This is a genomic window from Neopusillimonas maritima (genome assembly GCF_003576595.1).
In the GTDB taxonomy this organism is placed as follows: Bacteria; Pseudomonadota; Gammaproteobacteria; order Burkholderiales; family Burkholderiaceae_B; genus Neopusillimonas; species Neopusillimonas maritima.
In genome coordinates this window covers 824,265-841,590 of sequence record NZ_NQOU01000001.1, presented here as the reverse complement: position 1 = coordinate 841,590, position 17,326 = coordinate 824,265, and the positions used below count along the sequence as shown (strand labels likewise).

Annotated in this window: 20 protein-coding genes; 10 read left to right on the top strand and 10 right to left on the bottom strand. The window is 53.5% G+C overall.

What is annotated here, in order from left to right:
• Positions 1-3: 3 nt before the first annotated feature.
• Genes fabI through gloB form a run of 3 tightly spaced genes read right to left on the bottom strand, consistent with a single transcriptional unit; the run spans position 4 to position 2,905 of the window.
• Entirely contained in the window at positions 4-786 is a 783-nt protein-coding gene (fabI, locus tag CJO09_RS04140; RefSeq protein ID WP_114421212.1) for an enoyl-ACP reductase FabI, read from the bottom strand.
• 34 nt (positions 787-820) lie between these two features.
• Positions 821-2,092, bottom strand: coding sequence for a transglycosylase SLT domain-containing protein (locus CJO09_RS04135; RefSeq protein WP_119441178.1), 1,272 nt, complete (start codon positions 2,090-2,092; stop codon positions 821-823).
• 9 nt (positions 2,093-2,101) lie between these two features.
• Positions 2,102-2,905, bottom strand: a complete 804-nt coding sequence (gene gloB, locus CJO09_RS04130; RefSeq protein WP_119441177.1) for a hydroxyacylglutathione hydrolase — start codon at positions 2,903-2,905, stop codon at positions 2,102-2,104.
• A 28-nt stretch (positions 2,906-2,933) separates the two neighbouring features.
• On the opposite strand from gloB, the gene CJO09_RS04125 reads away from it, so the two are divergent.
• The 5 genes from CJO09_RS04125 (at position 2,934) to dnaQ (ending at position 9,206) form a co-directional block, all read left to right on the top strand.
• Entirely contained in the window at positions 2,934-3,707 is a 774-nt protein-coding gene (locus tag CJO09_RS04125; RefSeq protein WP_119441176.1) for a class I SAM-dependent methyltransferase, read from the top strand.
• A 47-nt stretch (positions 3,708-3,754) separates the two neighbouring features.
• On the top strand, positions 3,755-4,204 hold the full coding sequence (rnhA, locus tag CJO09_RS04120) for a ribonuclease HI (protein WP_119441175.1): 450 nt from the start codon (positions 3,755-3,757) through the stop codon (positions 4,202-4,204).
• A 67-nt stretch (positions 4,205-4,271) separates the two neighbouring features.
• Positions 4,272-5,387 (top strand): efflux RND transporter periplasmic adaptor subunit, encoded by a 1,116-nt coding sequence (locus CJO09_RS04115; protein WP_119441174.1) that lies wholly within the window; start codon positions 4,272-4,274, stop codon positions 5,385-5,387.
• Between the two features lie 15 nt (positions 5,388-5,402).
• Positions 5,403-8,474: an efflux RND transporter permease subunit gene (locus CJO09_RS04110; protein WP_119441173.1), complete on the top strand. Its 3,072-nt coding sequence runs from the start codon at positions 5,403-5,405 to the stop codon at positions 8,472-8,474.
• 3 nt (positions 8,475-8,477) lie between these two features.
• A complete protein-coding gene (gene dnaQ, locus CJO09_RS04105) occupies positions 8,478-9,206 on the top strand; it encodes a DNA polymerase III subunit epsilon (protein WP_119441172.1) in 729 nt (242 codons plus the stop codon).
• 43 nt (positions 9,207-9,249) lie between these two features.
• Here the strand turns inward: dnaQ and CJO09_RS04100 are convergent, their stop codons facing one another.
• Positions 9,250-9,441, bottom strand: coding sequence for a hypothetical protein (locus CJO09_RS04100; protein WP_119441171.1), 192 nt, complete (start codon positions 9,439-9,441; stop codon positions 9,250-9,252).
• A 180-nt stretch (positions 9,442-9,621) separates the two neighbouring features.
• Between CJO09_RS04100 and serA the strand changes: the two genes are divergently transcribed.
• The gene (gene serA, locus CJO09_RS04095; protein WP_114421203.1) at positions 9,622-10,830 is read left to right on the top strand and encodes a phosphoglycerate dehydrogenase; all 1,209 of its coding nucleotides are present in this window, start codon (positions 9,622-9,624) and stop codon (positions 10,828-10,830) included.
• Here the strand turns inward: serA and CJO09_RS04090 are convergent.
• The 3 genes from CJO09_RS04090 to CJO09_RS04080 are packed head-to-tail and all read right to left on the bottom strand — an operon-like array spanning position 10,796 to position 12,896.
• Positions 10,796-11,239: an RrF2 family transcriptional regulator gene (locus tag CJO09_RS04090; protein WP_119441170.1), complete on the bottom strand. Its 444-nt coding sequence runs from the start codon at positions 11,237-11,239 to the stop codon at positions 10,796-10,798. The two genes, serA and CJO09_RS04090, sit on opposite strands and share 35 nt — an antisense overlap.
• Before the next feature lie 48 nt (positions 11,240-11,287).
• The gene (locus tag CJO09_RS04085) at positions 11,288-12,496 is read right to left on the bottom strand and encodes an NnrS family protein (RefSeq protein WP_119441169.1); all 1,209 of its coding nucleotides are present in this window, start codon (positions 12,494-12,496) and stop codon (positions 11,288-11,290) included.
• A complete protein-coding gene (locus CJO09_RS04080) occupies positions 12,489-12,896 on the bottom strand; it encodes a group III truncated hemoglobin (RefSeq protein WP_119441168.1) in 408 nt (135 codons plus the stop codon). The genes CJO09_RS04085 and CJO09_RS04080 overlap by 8 nt, the downstream gene beginning before the upstream one ends.
• Positions 12,897-13,072: 176 nt before the next feature.
• On the opposite strand from CJO09_RS04080, the gene CJO09_RS04075 reads away from it, so the two are divergent.
• Positions 13,073-13,909 (top strand): glycosyltransferase family 2 protein, encoded by an 837-nt coding sequence (locus tag CJO09_RS04075; RefSeq protein WP_342772179.1) that lies wholly within the window; start codon positions 13,073-13,075, stop codon positions 13,907-13,909.
• A 129-nt stretch (positions 13,910-14,038) separates the two neighbouring features.
• On the opposite strand, the gene CJO09_RS04070 is transcribed toward CJO09_RS04075, so the two are convergent.
• A complete protein-coding gene (locus tag CJO09_RS04070) occupies positions 14,039-14,437 on the bottom strand; it encodes a GtrA family protein (protein WP_119441167.1) in 399 nt (132 codons plus the stop codon).
• 22 nt (positions 14,438-14,459) lie between these two features.
• Between CJO09_RS04070 and CJO09_RS04065 the strand changes: the two genes are divergently transcribed.
• The 3 genes from CJO09_RS04065 to CJO09_RS04055 all read left to right on the top strand — a co-directional run bounded on the left by CJO09_RS04065 (position 14,460) and on the right by CJO09_RS04055 (position 16,224).
• Complete coding sequence (locus CJO09_RS04065) at positions 14,460-15,254, top strand: ChbG/HpnK family deacetylase (protein ID WP_158582705.1); 795 nt, start codon at positions 14,460-14,462, stop codon at positions 15,252-15,254.
• A gap of 70 nt (positions 15,255-15,324) precedes the next feature.
• A complete protein-coding gene (locus CJO09_RS04060) occupies positions 15,325-15,666 on the top strand; it encodes a protein tyrosine phosphatase family protein (protein WP_119441377.1) in 342 nt (113 codons plus the stop codon).
• 90 nt (positions 15,667-15,756) lie between these two features.
• A complete protein-coding gene (locus tag CJO09_RS04055) occupies positions 15,757-16,224 on the top strand; it encodes a universal stress protein (protein WP_119441165.1) in 468 nt (155 codons plus the stop codon).
• Here CJO09_RS04055 and CJO09_RS04050 read toward each other — a convergent pair.
• Both CJO09_RS04050 and fdhD read right to left on the bottom strand, forming a co-directional pair.
• Positions 16,221-16,469 carry a formate dehydrogenase subunit delta gene (locus CJO09_RS04050; protein ID WP_119441164.1) on the bottom strand — a complete coding sequence of 83 codons (249 nt, stop codon included), beginning with the start codon at positions 16,467-16,469 and terminating at the stop codon, positions 16,221-16,223. The genes CJO09_RS04055 and CJO09_RS04050 overlap by 4 nt on opposite strands.
• Entirely contained in the window at positions 16,466-17,326 is an 861-nt protein-coding gene (gene fdhD / locus CJO09_RS04045; protein WP_119441163.1) for a formate dehydrogenase accessory sulfurtransferase FdhD, read from the bottom strand. Before fdhD ends, CJO09_RS04050 begins: the two co-directional genes overlap by 4 nt.

The following is a 17,326-nucleotide window of genomic DNA, read 5'->3' as shown; positions in this document are numbered from 1 at the left end:
CGTTTACTCCATCCCGGGAATGACGGTTGAGAAACCGGCATCAACATGCGTGATCTCGCCGGTAACACCGGCAGCCAGATCCGACAACAGAAAAGCAGCCACGTTACCGACGTCGTTAATGGTTACGTTGCGACGCAGTGGCGCATGCGCTTCTACAAATTTCAAAATTGAACCAAAGTCTTTAATGCCACTGGCCGCCAGTGTTTTAATGGGTCCGGCTGAAATGCCGTTGGCGCGAATGCCGTGCGGCCCCAGAGAATTGGCCAGATAGCGCACGCTGGCTTCCAGCGATGCTTTTGCCAGGCCCATGGTGTTGTAGTTGGGCACTACTTTTTCCGCGCCCAGGTATGTTAACGTGAGTAAAGACGCGTTGCGGTCTTTCATCATGGGGAAGGCGGCCTTGGCCAGTGCCGGGAAGCTATAGGCGGAAATGTCGTGAGCAATGCGAAAGCCTTCGCGTGACATCCCTTCGAGGAAGTCGCCGGCAATGGCTTCACGCGGGGCGAACCCAATGGCATGAACCAGACCATCGAGGCTGTCCCAGTGCTTTTGCAATTCCGTAATGGCACCGTCGATTTGGGCGTCTTCACCCACATCGCAGGGAATAATGATTTTGCTGCCGAAATCGTCGGCAAAGCCGGTAATGCGGTCTTTGAAGCGATCGCCAACATAGGTAAATGCCAGTTCGGCACCTTGTTCGTGACACGCTTTGGCAATGCCGTAGGCGATTGACCGGTTAGAAAGAACACCGGTAATCAGGATGCGTTTGTTTTTCAAAAAACCCATTTTTTTAACCTTGTTTGAGCAATAAGTTTAGACATTAACCCTGAACATCGGTACCGGGAACCCGCAGGCGTTGACCGAGCTTAAGGTGAGTGCTTTTTAAATTGTTGAGGCGTCGCAATTCCCCTACCGACGTACTATAACGTCGGGCCAGATCGTATAGCGTATCGCCTTTTCGAACGACATGGGTGCGTAAATTAGGACCCCGGCGCACGATAACGTCGCGGGTTGTTGCGTTGGTGCGGGTGCGCAGCCGGGTTGGTGCTGCTGTTGTTGCGTTGGCGGAAGTGGTTGCACTGGTTGGGTCCAGTTCCATTGCCACCAGATGCAAGCCGGGCTCGCTGCCCGACCCCGGCCCGTTTTTCCCCTTCAAATAAGCTTCAAGATTGGCTTTAAAAATATCGACCCGGTTGGCCGGCAGCAGAATTGTGGGCACAATTTCCGGCATCATGACAGGGTGATTGACCGCTGCATTCAGGGCCTTGAATTCTTCAATGGGTATTTCCGCCAGTTTTGCGGCAACCGCTACTTCCAGTGGGTGCGTTTTACGGATGGCGGTGAAGTAAGGTGTATTGCTGACCGGAGGGAGCTTCACCCCATATCGTTTTGGGTCGGCAATAATATTTTTGATGGCCTGCAGTTTTGGCACGTAGTTGCGGGTTTCGTCTGGTAGTTTCAACGACAGGTAGTCGGTGGGGATGCCGGCGTCTTCATTGCGTTCCATCGCGCGCTTTACCGACCCTTCACCCCAGTTATACGAGGCCAAAGCAAGGTACCAGTCACCCTGAAAATCGTACAAATACGACAGGTACTCCACGGCAGCCCGCGTTGATGCAATGGGGTCGCGGCGCTGGTCAAGCGAGGCATCCTGTTTCAGGTTGAAATGGCGCCCCGTACTGGGAATAAATTGCCATAAACCCGAGGCGCGTGAGCGCGATAAGGCCTGTGGGTCATAGGCACTTTCCACGAAGGGCAGCAACGCAAGCTCGGTGGGCAGTTGATTGCGCTCCAGCTCATCGAGCACGAAATAAAGGTATCGCTTGGCCCGCTCGCTCATGCGGTACATCGATTCGGGGTGTGATGCGTAGTATTGGGTCCATTCGTCAACCAAAGGGTCTTGCAGGTTGGGAATGGCGAATCCCCGTCGGATGCGGTCCCAAATATCGTGAGCAGGATGAGTCAGGTCGATGGTACGCGACGTATCAACTGCCGCGTAAGGATTGCGACCTGCGTCCTTGTTGGCGTTTTGCGTGGCACATCCGGCAACCAGCGTAACCAGCAGAAGCACAAAGAGGCGCAGAAAATTCATGAGTCAAAACTAAAAATTATTTTTCCATTCCCGCAGCGACGCGAAGACGTTAACCGCTGAGCTCAGTGGTTTACCGGCATAGCGTTGCGCCGAGTCGATAACAGGCTGTTGCAAAGGCCGCAGGAAAGGATTGGTTTCCATTTCTATGCCGATAGTGGAAGGCAAGGTTGGCTGACCTTGCTCGCGTTGCTGCCGACAGGTTTCCCATCGCTTTTTAAGAACCGCATTACCCGGTTCCACCTCCAGCGCCCATTTCAGGTTCGACAGCGTATATTCATGCGCGCAACAAACCAACGTGTTCAGGGGAAGCGCCTGAAGCTTGGCTAATGAATTCACCATTTCCGAGGGCGTGCCTTCGAACAGTCGTCCGCAACCGGCAGCAAAGAGTGTATCACCACAGAAAACCACCGGCTGGTCGTTGTCGAGATAGCCGAAATAGGCAATATGGCCGGCGGTGTGGCCGGGGATATCAAGGACTGACAAAGTAAGGTTAAGCTTGTCTAACGGCGCTTCGTCGCCTTCTTTCAGGCGGATGTCGCATGCGGGTATTTTTTCACCCAATGGGCCGTAAACTGTTGCGCCGGTCGCGTCTTTTAGCGCTTGCACACCGCCAACGTGATCGGGGTGGTGATGCGTAACAAGAATGGCGTCGAGCGTGAGCTGGTGTTTTTTCAATTGTTCAAGAATCGGCTTCGCGTCGCCGGGGTCGACCACAACGGCATGGTTTCCTTTTCGCAATAACCAGATATAGTTGTCGGAAAAGGCTGGAACGGGAATGAGCCGCGTTGAACCGGAATCAGCGTGCGTAGTCATAACTTAAGCCACCCATTAAGGAGTTTATGTGCTTGGATCATCTGACCAACCCCTGATTTTCGAACTGGCCGATTGGCTGGAAACGCCGGTTGGCCAGTATGTGCGAAACTGGGAACAGCAAAAAATAAGCGCCATGGTTGCCAATGCGTTCGGCTATCATGCTGTTCAGCTTGGTTTGCCACAATGGAACTTGCTTGAGGCGAACCGGATACCCCATAAAATTTTTACGCATCAAAGCCTTGAGGGCGTATCTTCTTCAGGTGGGACCCTTTCACTTTACGCCGAACCAGAATATTTGCCGTTCGAAAGTCAGTCGGTTGATCTTTTGATATTACCGCATGTGCTGGAGTGTTCCAACAACCCGCATTTAGTCTTGCGCGAAGCAGAGCGGGTGCTGGTTCCCGAAGGGCGGCTCGTGATTTCGGGCTTTAACCCATGGAGTTTGTGGGGTGCGCACGGCAGATTGCCGGCGTTGGATCCTGTTACGCCGGTTCCTGCACCGTTACAAGTATCTTTGCCGCGTTTGAAAGACTGGTTCAAGTTACTGGCGCTGGAAATTGATCGCGGTCATTTCGGTTGTTATGCGCCACCTTGTTTTTCCCAGCGCTGGCTGGATCGCTGGTCGTTTATGGAGTCTGCCGGCGATCGTTGGTGGCCGGTTTGCGGCGCAGCTTATGTTGTTGCGGCCGTAAAGCGTGTGGCTGCCGTGCGTCTGGTGGGTCCTGCATGGAAGGAAAAAGACAAAAAGCGGGTGCGGCGGGCGGCGGTGGCTGCAAGTCCGCGCCGATCATCACCTTGGTGAGTTTTGGTTGTGTGGTTTGCGTTGAATAATAAGTGGATATTGATTGAATGGGCCAAAGTGTGACAAAAACGGTGCATATCTGGACGGATGGTGCGTGCAAGGGTAATCCTGGTCGGGGTGGCTGGGGCGCATTTCTGAAACAGGGTCGGCACGAGAAAAGCTTGTGTGGCGGTGAACTTGAAACAACCAACAACCGTATGGAACTGATGGCTGTGATACAGGCGTTGCAGGCGTTGAAGCGCCCTTGCGATGTCGTTATTCACACAGACTCCCAGTATGTACAAAAAGGGATGACGGAATGGTTGCCAGGCTGGAAACAGCGCGGCTGGAAAACGGCCGACCGAAAGCCGGTGAAAAATGCCGACTTGTGGCAGACCCTGGATTCTTTAACGCAGGCGCACAATGTGAGTTGGCAATGGGTAAGGGGTCATTCCGGTGACCCGGGAAATGAGCGCGCCGACGCGCTTGCCAATCAGGGTGTGGAATCAGTGGCTTAAGCCCCATGTGGCGACACTTTAGGGTAAATTTGCGGCAATACATCAATAAGTCAATGACGGAAGAGTAATGAAGAATCGAGTGTTATGGCCGCTGGTCCTGATCGTCGGTGTGCTGCTGGGGGTTGTTGCATCGCGCTGGCTGCCTGACCAGTGGTTTGGTGCGGGCTCTTCGGTACCGTCAGCCCTTGGGGGTGCCGCCTCTGTAGCTCCGCCTGCCGCCAAGCCTCAGGGGGTCGGCGTCGAGGTTGCTCCGGTGCAATTGGTTGCCATGCCCCGGGTGGTTTCGGCAGTTGGAACGCTGCGTTCGGAAAGTGCTGTGATGTTGCGGCCTGAAATTACCGGCCGTATTGCTGAGATTCGCTTCGAGGAAGGGGGGCGGGTTAAACAAGGCGATTTACTGGTCAGGCTCGACGATGGCGTCACACGCGCTCAATTGCAACAGGCGCAGGCAAATCTGGCGCTGGCGCAAAGTCAGTATCGTCGCTCGGAACAATTGACCAAAGAAGGGTTTATTAGTGGACAGGCCCGCGACGAGGCGTTTAATCAGTTGAAAGTGCAACAGGCAGCCGTCGCGCTGGCGCAGGCCCAGCTGGAAAAAACGGCTATTTTGGCGCCTTTCGATGGTTTGATTGGTTTGCGGCAAGTATCACTGGGCGACTACGTGAGCCCGGGGGCTGATTTGGTGCCGATTGAATCCATTGATCCCTTGCAGGTTGATTTTCGCGTGCCCGAGAGTTTTGTGGGGGCGTTGGATCCGGGCATGCCGATATCGGTGGAGTTTGACGCTATGCCGGGCCAGTCGCGTCAGGGTCAGGTTAAAGCGATTAGCCCTCAGGTTGATGTAGGGGGGCGGTCGGTTTTATTGCGTGCCGATATCCCGAATGCCGATTTGGCTTTGCGTCCTGGCATGTTTGCTCGTGTTCGCCTGCAACTGACGGATGCGCAAGCATTGGTGATACCGGAAACGGCTTTGCAGTCGGCGGGGGCCGAGCGGTATGTTTTTCGCCTTGAAAACGGTGTAGTGAGGCGGGTTGTCGTGGAAATCGGTCAGCGTCGCGCGGGCACGGTTGAAGTGGTGTCGGGTCTGGCGCAAGGTGACCAGGTGGTTATCGCCGGCTTGCAAAAAATTAATGATGGTACGCCTGTCCGGGTGTTGCCTGCCGCAGGTAATAGTGCTTCTTAACCCCGGGGCGGTGTCATGGTTCTTTCCGAAATCTGCATCAAGCGTCCTGTCTTCGCCACGGTGTTGTCGTTACTTGTGGTGTTGGTTGGTCTTATTTCGTACGACCGTTTAACGGTTCGAGAATATCCCGCCATCGACGAGCCCGTCGTTTCGGTCTTGACGGAATACAAAGGGGCTTCGCCCGAGGTGGTTGAGTCGCAGGTCACCAAGCCTTTGGAAGATCAACTTTCCGGAATCGAGGGCGTCGATGTCATGACGTCGCGCAGCCGCTCGGAGCGCAGCTGGATCAGCATTAAATTCAATATGGATCGCGACCCGGACGCCGCTGCCGCCGAGGTGCGCGATAAGGTCTCGCGTGCGCGTCGTTTCATGCCGGATGAAATTGACGAACCCGTCGTCAGCAAGGTGGAGGCCGACGCAACCCCCATCATGTATATCGCCGTGCAGGCCGGTAGCCTGAACACCATGGAGGCCTCCGACTACATTAATCGCTACGTCAAAACACGTTTGTCGGTGTTGCCAGGGGCGGCCGAAATTCGTATTTTTGGCGAGCGCCAACCGGCGATGCGGGTATATGTGGATCGCAACAAGTTGGCGGCATATCAGCTTACCGTTCAAGACGTTGAAAACGCATTGCGACAGCAAAACGTGCTTATCCCGGCCGGCCGCATTGAGTCGGCGATGCGTGAGTTTTCAGTGGTATCCACAACCGACCTTCAATCGGTCGATCAGTTTCGCGACGTCATTGTGGCCAGCGTGAATGGTTACTCGGTACGTTTAAGTGACGTTGCCCGTGTGGAAATAGGCCCGGCCAACGAAAGAATTTTGTCGCGCTATAACGGACAGGACGGCCTGAACATCGGGGTAACCAAGCAGTCTACGGCCAATCCGCTGGATTTATCGAAGGCGGTGCGTGCGGAAGTGGAGCAGATCAACCAAAACCTGCCTGCCGGCATGCGTCTGACGGTTGCTTACGACAGTTCGGTTTTTATTCAAGAGTCGATTAATTCCGTTTACTACACCATTCTGGAAGCCCTGGTTCTGGTGGTGTTGGTGATTTTCTTTTTTCTGCGCAGTGTCAGAGCCAGTTTGATACCGATTGTCACGATCCCGGTTTCGCTCATCGGGGCGTTCGGCATTATGTTTTTGTTCGGTTTTTCCATTAACACATTGACTTTGCTGGCCATGGTGCTGGCTATTGGCCTGGTGGTTGACGATGCAATCGTGGTGCTGGAAAACATTTACCGACACATTGAAGAGGGCAAGTCGCGTCTTGAGGCATCGTTTATCGGCATTCGTGAAATCGCTTTTCCGGTCATCGCAATGACGCTTACCCTGGTGGCAGTGTACGCACCATTGGCGTTTGCCACGGGTCGCACGGGCAGGTTGTTTATTGAGTTTGCGCTGACGCTTGCCGGCGCGGTGCTGGTATCCGGTTTTGTGGCCCTAACGCTAACTCCCATGATGTGTTCAACCTTGTTGCGCCATCAGTCTTCGCATGGTTGGCTGTATCGTCTTATTGAAAATTTTTTGGTCTGGCTTACCGGTGCCTATCGGCGCAGCCTGGCGATGGCTTTGCGTGCCCGATGGCTGGTGGTGTTGCTGGGTGTGGTGGTCGCCCTGGGCAGTGGCGCGTTGTTCAGCACGATTAAAAGCGAGCTCGCACCACTTGAGGATCGTGGCGTGGTGTTTGGTGTGGTTTCCGCCCCCGATGGAGCAACGCTCGACTACACCCTTGATAGCGTGAAAGAGATAGAAGCCATGTATGCCAATATCTCTGAGGCCAGCGGTAACCAATCGGTTGTTGGCTTTCCCACGGTAACCGATGCTTTTGCCATTTTGCGTTTGAAGCCGTGGGATGAGCGTGATCGAACTCAACAGAGCATTGCCGCTTCGTTGCAGTCTCAATTCCGGGCTTTGCCGGGGGTGCGAGCGTTCCCAACCAACCCTCCGTCGTTTGGGTTACGTGCCACTTCAAAGCCGGTAGAGTTTGTCATTATGAGTCAGGCGCCTTATGAAGAAATCGGCAAGTTGGTGGACACCTTTGTAGAACGCTTGTCCGATTATCCCGGTTTGCAGAATATTGAAACGGATTTACGCTTGAACACCCCCGAGTTAACAGTATCGGTGAACCGCGACAAACTGGCCGATGTTGGTGTGGATGTCGGTACTGTCGGGCGCACACTTGAGTCGATGCTGGGGGGGCGTCAGGTGACGCGATTCCGCGATAGTGGTGAGCAATACGACGTGATCGTACAGGTCGACAAACAAGATCGCGCCGAACCTGCTGATATTTCCAATATTTATATCAGAACGGATCAGGGCGGCATGGTGCAGTTAGCCAACTTCCTCGATGTAACCGAAAGCGTGGCACCGCAATCATTGAACCATTTCAATCGTTTAAGGGCGGTTGAAGTTGAGGCGTCGGTGGCGCCCGGTTATGCATTGGGTGAGGTTCTTGAGCACATGAGCGCCGTTGCGCTTGAGGTCTTGCCGCCTACGGTGCAAACCGATCTGGATGGGCAATCGCGCGAGTTCCGTGAATCGTCCAGCAGCATTTATCTGGTTTTCGTGATGGCGCTGGTATTTATTTATCTTGTGCTGGCGGCTCAGTTTGAGAGTTGGCGCAATCCCTTTGTAATCATGCTGTCGGTGCCGTTGGCCATTACCGGCGCGCTTTTGGCATTATGGTTAAGCGGAGGCACGCTTTCTATTTACAGCCAGATTGGCTTAATTACCTTGGTAGGGCTTATTACCAAGCACGGTATTCTGATTGTTGAGTTTGCCACGCAGCTCAGGCGTCAGGGGCTCAATGTGATGGAGGCCGTCATGGAAGCCAGTGTGTTGCGGTTACGCCCCATTTTGATGACGACGGGTGCCATGGTGCTGGGGGCCGTGCCGCTGGCGCTGGCAACCGGCGCCGGGGCTGAATCGCGTGAACAAATCGGGTGGGTGCTGGTTGGCGGATTAACGTTTGGTACATTACTCACTTTATATGTCGTACCGGTTGCGTATTCTTTAATTGCCAAGCGCTCAGTTGCGGGCAATTCCACAGAGCATACTCAACCAACGCACGAACACGGATAAGCGATGCGTCAAATTATTTTAGATACGGAAACCACCGGCCTGGACCCTGCGCAAGGGCACAGGGTGGTTGAATTGGCCTGCGTTGAAATGGTGAACCGCAGCCTTACCGGACGCCATTTGCATTTATATTTGAATCCGGATCGCGACTCCGACCCTGAGGCGCTCGCGGTTCACGGGCTCACTACCGATTTTTTGACTTCGCATCCCCGCTTTCATGAGGTGGCGGATCAACTGGTCGAGTACGTGCGTGGTGCCGAGGTCATTATTCACAATGCGGCATTCGATGTGAAATTTCTGAATGCCGAACTTGAGCGGGCCGGGCTCCCTCGGTTCGGTACGCTGTGCGAGAAGATTACCGATTCGTTGCTGTATGCCCGCGAATTGCACCCCGGTAAACGCAACTCGCTGGACGCTTTATGCGAGCGCTACGGTATATCCAACGCGCACCGCACGCTGCACGGGGCCTTGCTTGATTCCGAATTGTTAGCCGAAGTTTGGTTATCGATGACGCGGGGGCAAGACAGCCTGTTAATGGATATCGATGACAAATCATTTTCGGCTGCAGGCATCGCCGGCAATACCTCATTCGACGCCTCGTCTTTGAAAGTATTGCTTGCGGGACCGGAAGAAGCTGAGCGACATCGTGAATATCTTGAGGCACTTGATAAAACCTCAGGCGGGCCTTGTGTCTGGCGTCAGTATGAAACGACCGGCACCTCCGGCAAGGAATAGGGGTTCATGTTTTTGGGTGCATTTGCGGTGCACCCAAAATGCATCAATGTGAGGCAATGCGTGGCAGTTTTTTGAGCAGTCGACGCAGTGTAAAACGCAGGCTCGATTCCGTTTGCGCCGGTAAATAACAATTCATAAGCGAGGGCAGCACGGGCGCGGCGCTGTGCTGCGTAGCGAACTGCGGCGCGACCTGGTGAGTGTTGATGCGGCGATAAGAATAATAAGCGCTTTTCATGACCTTGCTTCCTTTTAGAAAAGAAAATGCATTCGGGCTTCATGCCTTCTCTTCATATGAAGCAAACTTCATGCCAGTTTTGATATCGGGTTTACCCCTATCGATAGCAGGGCTGTGCCAACGTATTTCCCCAGCTTGAGTCACAATGCGGTTTTGCACTTGTTCGTATTGGAAGACACGATGACGCGTATTGTTTTGTTCGAGAATATTCATCCCAGTGCCCTGGAAGTATTCGAGGCTGCAGGTTTAACTGACGTGACAACTTATGCATCGGCGTTGCCCCCCAATCAGTTGCGAGAGGCGCTTGAAGGGGTTGAGTTGCTGGGCATTCGGTCTCGTACGCACCTCGACGAAACGGTGCTTTCCAGTGCGTCGTCTTTGCGTGCGGTGGGATGCTTTTGTATCGGCACCAATCAGGTTGACCTGGAAACCGCCATGCTCAGGGGCATTCCGGTATTCAATGCGCCGTTTTCCAACACGCGTTCGGTGGCAGAGCTGGTGCTGGGTGAAACCATATTATTGTTGCGTCGCATTCCCGAGAAAAATGATCGCGTGCATCATGGCCACTGGGATAAAACAGCCGAAGGGGCTTATGAGGCGCGTGGCAAAACGTTAGGTATCGTGGGGTATGGCAATATTGGCTCACAAGTGGGAATTTTGGCGGAGGCCGCCGGCATGCGGGTGGTTTTTCACGATCTTGAGGCCAAATTGCCCTTGGGTAATGCGCGCCCATGCACCTCGTTAAAGCAATTACTCGAGCAATCCGACGTGGTTACACTGCATGTGCCGGGTGGCCGCGCCACTGAAAACATAATCAACGCCAAGACACTTTCCTACATGAAAAAAGGGGCGATACTTATTAATGCCTCGCGCGGCACAGTGGTGGATATCGATGCCTTGCACGATGCGTTACAGATGTCGCATTTGTCGGGTGCCGCGATCGACGTATTCCCGAGCGAGCCTAAGGGTCGGGATGAGCCCTTGCAGAGTCCTTTGATTGGAATGCGAAACGTCATCCTTACGCCACATATTGGTGGCAGTACCCAGGAATCGCAAGAGAACATCGGGCGTGAAGTCGCCGAGAAACTGGTGCGCTTTGCTTTAAGCGGTACAACCAAAGGCGCGGTGAATTTCCCCGAAGTACCGTATCAAGACGCTGCCGGCGCAACACGTATTTTGCACGTTCATCGCAATGAGCCTGGGGCAATGGGCGCATTAAGCAGCTTGATGGCGCGACATGGTTTGAATATTGTGCGACAACAATTGCAAACCAAAGGGCCGGTAGGCTACGTTATTTCCGATGTTGAGGGCGAAGTAAACGAGGCGGTCATGCAGGCTTTGCGACAGGACCCAATTACGATTCGATGCGATCAGATTGCATCAACATGATGACTTTTTCACTGGCCGGCAGAATGTCGGCCAGTGTGTACTGATCGAGGTGCTGAAGAAACTGCTGCAGCGCCCCTTCCATGATGCCTGTCAGGGCGCAATAGCCGCCTAGTGTGCAGGCGCTTTCAGTGCCCAGGCATTCAACCACGTGGAAATCGTTTTCCGTATCGCGCACCACCGCGCCAAGGTTGATTTCAGACGGCGATTTGGAAAGTTTCATGCCGCCGTTTTTCCCCCGTACGGTAGTGAGCCAACCTTTTACGCTAAGTCGGTGCGTGACCTTCATCAAGTGTGGTTCGGAAATGTTGTAGGCTGACGCGATCTCGGCGATTGTGCAGAGGCGATCGGGGTTCTGGCCTACATACATAAGCAGGCGCATGGCGTAATCGGTTAGGGTGGTTAAGCGCATGACGCAAATAATAACGGTAAAAGGATAAACACGGTTTTACCCTAAAAATTAAGGTATGGCATTGGGGCGGGGGCGTATCAACATGGGAACAAAGCGCCACAGATAGAGTGCAAGGCTCAATACCCAGCAAGCGGCTGCGGCATGCACAAGAAACGGAACAAGCGAACTGGGCCATAACGCAGTCATTCGAAAAACAACGGCAAAAACCATAAGCCAGTAGCTTGCGATCATACTGTGATCAAGCTTAAGCGGCCGCCCCAAATGCCCGAGAGCCGTGCGGGTAACCATGCCAATAATCAAGAGGGCAAACCCACCCATGCCGATCACGTGCGCAGGCAACGCGGTGCGCGATAAGATATTGGGTGTCCAGCCGGCCAGCCACAGGCCGGCAATCACCAAACCCAAACCCAGAAACGCATAACCCAAATAGAGAATCCAAAGTATGGGTTCGCTTAATACTGCGCCAGGCTTCCAGCGTATAACCTGATACAGGCTAATGAGCCCTGCGGCAGCCAGTAAAAGGGCTGTCAGGCGCGGCAGATTCACCAGCCCCGTGGCAATGGCAAGCAAACCCAGGCCCAATTGGGCTTGCCCCCAGCCGGTTAGCATGGGTAGCGACAAACCCGGCAGGGCGCGCATGGCAAAAAAGGGTATAACCCGGCGTGCAACCAGAAGGGCGATAATGGCCATGCCAATAAGCCCGATAGTGAAATAATGCATTAAGGCGGCGTAGTCTTGGTGCCAGGCTGCGTACAGATAGAATACGTTGGCTATACCCAAGCCCAGGGCCAGCCAGGGTAGCCCATAGTTGCGCCGATTTTGCGTACGGTTGATAACGCGCCAAAGAGCGATAAATGTCGATAAAAAAAACAGGGTTTCAGCGGCGCCCGCTAATATGAACAGCACTGGTTCGCTGAAAAGGTAAAGCAATCGAGCCGTTGCCCATAGCAGCGCCAGTACTGCCAGCGGAGTGCCCTTAATAGGGTTAAGCCCGGTCCAGGTGGCGCTGGCGGTGAGCAGAAAGCCAACGGCAATAGTGGCAATAAACCCCCACAGCATTTCATGGGCGTGCCAGGCCAATGCGCCCATGTGCATATTGAGCCATTGCGGCGTGAAAACCCAGAGCGCTACGGAGATAAGCGCCCAGGCACATCCCGCAATGTACAAGGGGCGAAAACCCAGTTCCAGGAATGCGCGCATGCTGGGTTTGGCGGGTTTTTGCTTTCCCGGCTCCTGAATGAACATGACGTTAGCCATGGACAACCTCGGTAAGGGGTTTGTCGGGGTTGTGATGCAATTGATATCCATACCAGAGGCTGCGGGCGATACGTTGGGCAAACATGTCTGCCCGTTGTGCCAGCGCCTGGTTTTCCAATGTGTTCATTGTTTCATTGAAAAGCTTAAGCCAACGCCCGAACAGCTCCCCGCTTAAACTGGGTAAGGCAACGTGTTTGGGCATAGGCGTGCCGTTGTAGGTGCCGGTACCCAGCAGCATCGACGACCAAAACTGCACCATTTTCTCGAGGTGGGTGTCCCAATTTTGAATATGGCTATTGAAAATGGGCCCCAGTTGTTCGTCGTCACGCACGCGATCGTAGAAACGATAAACAAAGTCGCGTATTTCGTCGACGGTTCCCAGGTTTTCTCGCGCCGTCATGACGTACTCCCTTAAAGATATATATTATTAATATCTTATTAATTGTTCCATAGCGTTGTCAATCGGTTTTTAAGTATTCCGATAGCAGGTACACTCCGAACAATTTCCTGACAATTTTTTGGAGACAAGCGCAGCGCCGGGGTCACCCAGCGCGGTAATGTGTCATGTCATTGCAAATGAAGTCTCGTTTACAGTCAATAAGCTGCGTGGTGCCGTGCCTGAATGAAGAAGCGAATCTGGGGGTGTTGCTCCCAGGTTTGCTGGCTGTTCTGAAAAAATTGGCCCCCGCGTGCGAAATCATCGTGGTCGATGATGGTAGTACCGATGGCACTGCCGGTCTGCTGTCGGGTTGGGCAAACGATCACCCTGAAATTGTTTATTTGCAACTATCGCGTAATTTCGGCAAGGAAGCGGCCTTAAGTGCGGGCTTGGCTGCGGCCAAAGGTCAGGTGGTGGTCAGTATGGATGCCGACCTCCAACATCCCCCCGCCTTAATATCTGAGATGTTGCTGCGTTGGGAGGAAGGGGCCGACATGGTTTATGCCGTCCGGGCCAGTCGCAACGATGAATCCGCTTTCAAGCGATTCGGCAGCAAGCTTTTTTATCAGCTTATGCGCACGCCGGGTGGGGTGCGCGTGCCGGAGAACGCGGGCGATTTTCGTTTAATGGATCGTGCGGTAGTCGACGCCCTGATGATGCTTCCAGAGCGGAACCGCTTTATGAAGGGCTTGTTTGCTTGGGTGGGGTTTAGGTCGGAGCCTTTGTATTACCACCCACCCGAACGTTTGCATGGAAGGACCAGCTTCCATCCTTTCAAACTATTTGGTTTCGCCATCGATGGGTTAACTGCCTTTACAACGTGGCCGTTGCGCTTGTTAAGCGTGGTCGGCATTATTATTTCATTGCTTTCCTTTGCGTATGGTCTTTTCACCGTTATTAAGCATTTGCTGTACGGTGATCCGGTTCAGGGTTTTACCACGCTGGCCACGGTTATTTTGTTTTTGCCGGGGTGAATTTGATTTCGGTTGGCGTGCTGGGTGAGTACATTGGCCGTATTTTTGGTGAAGTAAAAGGGCGGCCGGTATATATTGTGCGAAAACAAGCGGGCCGTGGGCTTGAGTCCGTGACAGAGTCAAATAAACCTACCCTCGCTGAGTCGCCCCGCGAAATGCCCAGAAGCGGCCAAGAATAAATGTCATGACTGCAATCGCAATTAATATCGAACCCAATAAAATATCGTAGCGAATTGTCGTGGTTGCTAAAAGCAAGGCATAACTTACTTCGTTAACGGCAAAACCCAGGGCCGACACAAGAAAAAAACGTCTTGCCGCCCGCCACATGGGGGCATGCTGGTGGCGAAAAGTGAGTTGAAAGTGGCCTGTAAATGAAACGACGAATGCAACGAGCCAACCCAGGACATTGGCAAAAAGCGGGGCGATGTGCAAAGTGGAAACAAGCGCAACGACAACCAGCCAATGTGTGGCGGCGGCACCGCAGCCCACTCCAATAAAACAGGCGAGTTGCTTTAAGGTATTTTTCATCATGCTTCACAATGCGGGTTCAATGGAAAAAAACAAAACCTTGATTCTGTGCGCCGACGACTTTGGTGCAAACTCGGCGGCAAATGCGGCTATTCTAGCGCTCGCGCAATGCGGGCGTTTAAGCGCCACCAGTTGCCTGGTTGACGGCCCGACCTTTGGCCGCGATGTTTCTTTGTTGCATGCAACGCAACTGCAAACGGGCCTGCACCTTAATTTCACTGATGATTTTGGCCAACCCGATTCAGTCATGCCTATTAATCAACTCGTTTTAGCGGCTTATTTGCATCGGCTGAAGGTGTCGGTTGTTCAAACTGCCGTGGCGCGTCAGCTGGATCGTTTTGAAAACCTGATGGGGCGTACGCCCGACTACATTGACGGACACTTGCATGTTCATCAGCTACCCATTATTCGTGATGCTCTGCTGGCAGAGATGACCAAGCGGTATGGGCGTATGTCGACACAACCATGGCTGCGCAATACCCGATTCAGAAATGCGCCGGGGCTTCCCACTCGGTTAGCTTTAAAAGCCAGGACTATTCAAGCGCTGGGTTCGGCAAAGCTGGTTCGTCTTGCTGCCGCAAAGCGCTTTGCGACCAATGCCGGATTTTTAGGGGTGTATGGGTTTACGGGTGGCGAGTCGGCTTATTCGAAGTATATGCAAGCCTGGTTGGGTGCTGTGCAGGACGGCGATGTGTTGATGTGCCACCCTGAGTGCGGAGACGAGGCCCGGGATGCCCAACGCTGCGCCGAGTACCATGTGTTAAGTAGCCACGACTTTACGGCGTGGTTAGAGGCAAATTCAATTCGCCTGGGGTAGTACAGTAGTACACTGTAGACATCAAGTTAATATGTTGGGCAGCGCCCGGCGCCTTATTGCGGAGACTCAAATGGCGGTTCCTGTTAATCCTTTAACCGACTCTTTTTCTGTTGCCCCTCAGTTGTCTGCCGGCGATATGTCGGCAGTGGCTCAGGCAGGGTATAAAAGCGTGATTATTAACCGGCCCGACTTCGAAGGCGGCCCCGATCAGCCTGCCTCGAGCGAAGTTATAACGGCGGCGAAGGCGGCCGGCCTGGAAGTGGTTTATCAGCCTGTGGTTAGCGGTGCCATTACCGCTCAAGACGTCACTCAGTTCGCCGAGTTACTCAAAACTATGCCAAAACCTATTTTGGCGTATTGCCGCAGCGGTGCGCGGTGCACACAATTGTTTCAGGCTGCGAGCATTTCTTGATGTAACGCAAACAAGCGTCGCAAACAGGCTTTATTTTTTTACAGGGTATGCGTAGCATTACGTTAACCATAAACCAGAGGCTTAAAAATCATGTTTAAAAAAGTTCTTATTCCTACCGATGGTTCCGTACTGTCCACCCAGTCTGCAAACAAAGGTATTTGTTTTGCCAAAAAGGTCGGTGCTGAAGTGGTGGCCTTGCACGTTACGCAACCCTTTGCAGCAACGGTCGGCTTCGACGGTATGGCTGCGGCTTATGCCATCACCGATGAAGACTATGATAAGACAGCCGCTGAACAAGCCCACAAGTATTTGAAAGCGGTTACCGATCGCGCTGAAACCGCGGGTGTGAAGGCACATGCCGTTTCAGCAACCAATTTCAATGTGGCGGATGGCGTTGTTCAGGCAGCGGAAGAGCATGATTGCGATTTGATTTTTATCGGCAGTCATGGTCGCAGTGGTCTGTCCCGGTTGCTTCTGGGTAGTGTCACGGCCAAAGTATTGAGCCTGGCTAAAACGGCGGTATTGGTGTACCGCGTGAAGGAAGAAAAAGACGCTTAAGTTTTGGGCATTAAGCGATCCCGATGTTGATTCAGGGCCTCCAGCGTAATCGGGCTAAGTTCCGATTCGGCCGTACGGCCTTCGGGGTTGCTTACCAGAAACTCAAGTATTTGGCGCCGCATACGGGGCTCCCAGAATTTCTCGATATGGTTGGCGACACCTTCAACACCTTCTGCCCGGTTGGGCATGGCGTCGAAAAAGTCTCCGATGCGGTTGGCCAAATGAATGAGTTGATCGATATTCACGACGATATTTCCTTGCTGAGATATTCCGGGTGGGCGTAGACGGTGAAAGACTCACCTCGCATGAAGCCCGCTAAAAAAAGATTTAAATTCTGTGCCATACGTGCCGCGTAAGCCGTAGGGGCCGACACGGCGATCAGGGCGTTAATACCGGCTGCCGCCGATTTTTGCACCATTTCAAAACTGGCGCGGCTTGAAATAACGGCAAATCCACATTGCGGATCGAAAGGTTTGCGAATCAGGCTGCCGATGAGTTTGTCCAACGCGTTGTGTCGACCGACGTCTTCTCGTACCGCTTTCAGGGTTCCGTCGGCGTCAGCCCAAGCCGCCGCATGAGATGCACCGGTTGTACTGTGCACAGGCTGCGCGTTGCGCAACTGTTGCGCGGCCCGAATAATGGCAAACGTTGCAAGGCGCTCGTGTCGCGCGGCAACGGGTTGAAGCGGGCGAACCACTTCTTCCAGGTTTTCAATGCCGCACAAACCACAACCGGTGCGTCCTGCCATGGCGCGCCGTCTGCGCTTCAGGCTGTCTAAACACGCACTGGCAATGGTCACCGCCACAATAATTCCGTTTTCCGTTTCTTTCAGCTCAATATCATAAACATCGGACGCCGAGCGAATCAGGCCTTCGGTATACGAAAAGCCATAAGCGAAGTCTTCCAGGTCGTTGGGGGTCGCCAATAATGTGGCATGTGCGATGCCGTTGTATTCCAGGGCAACCGGCACTTCGTTGACCAGTTCGTCGGGTTCCGCCAATAGAACATGACTGTCGGGGTGCCGGCGCCAGACAGTCGCGCGAAGGTGTCCGGCTGATAGTTCGGCCGGACACCAGGAGGGGGCGGATTTCAACGACGCCAT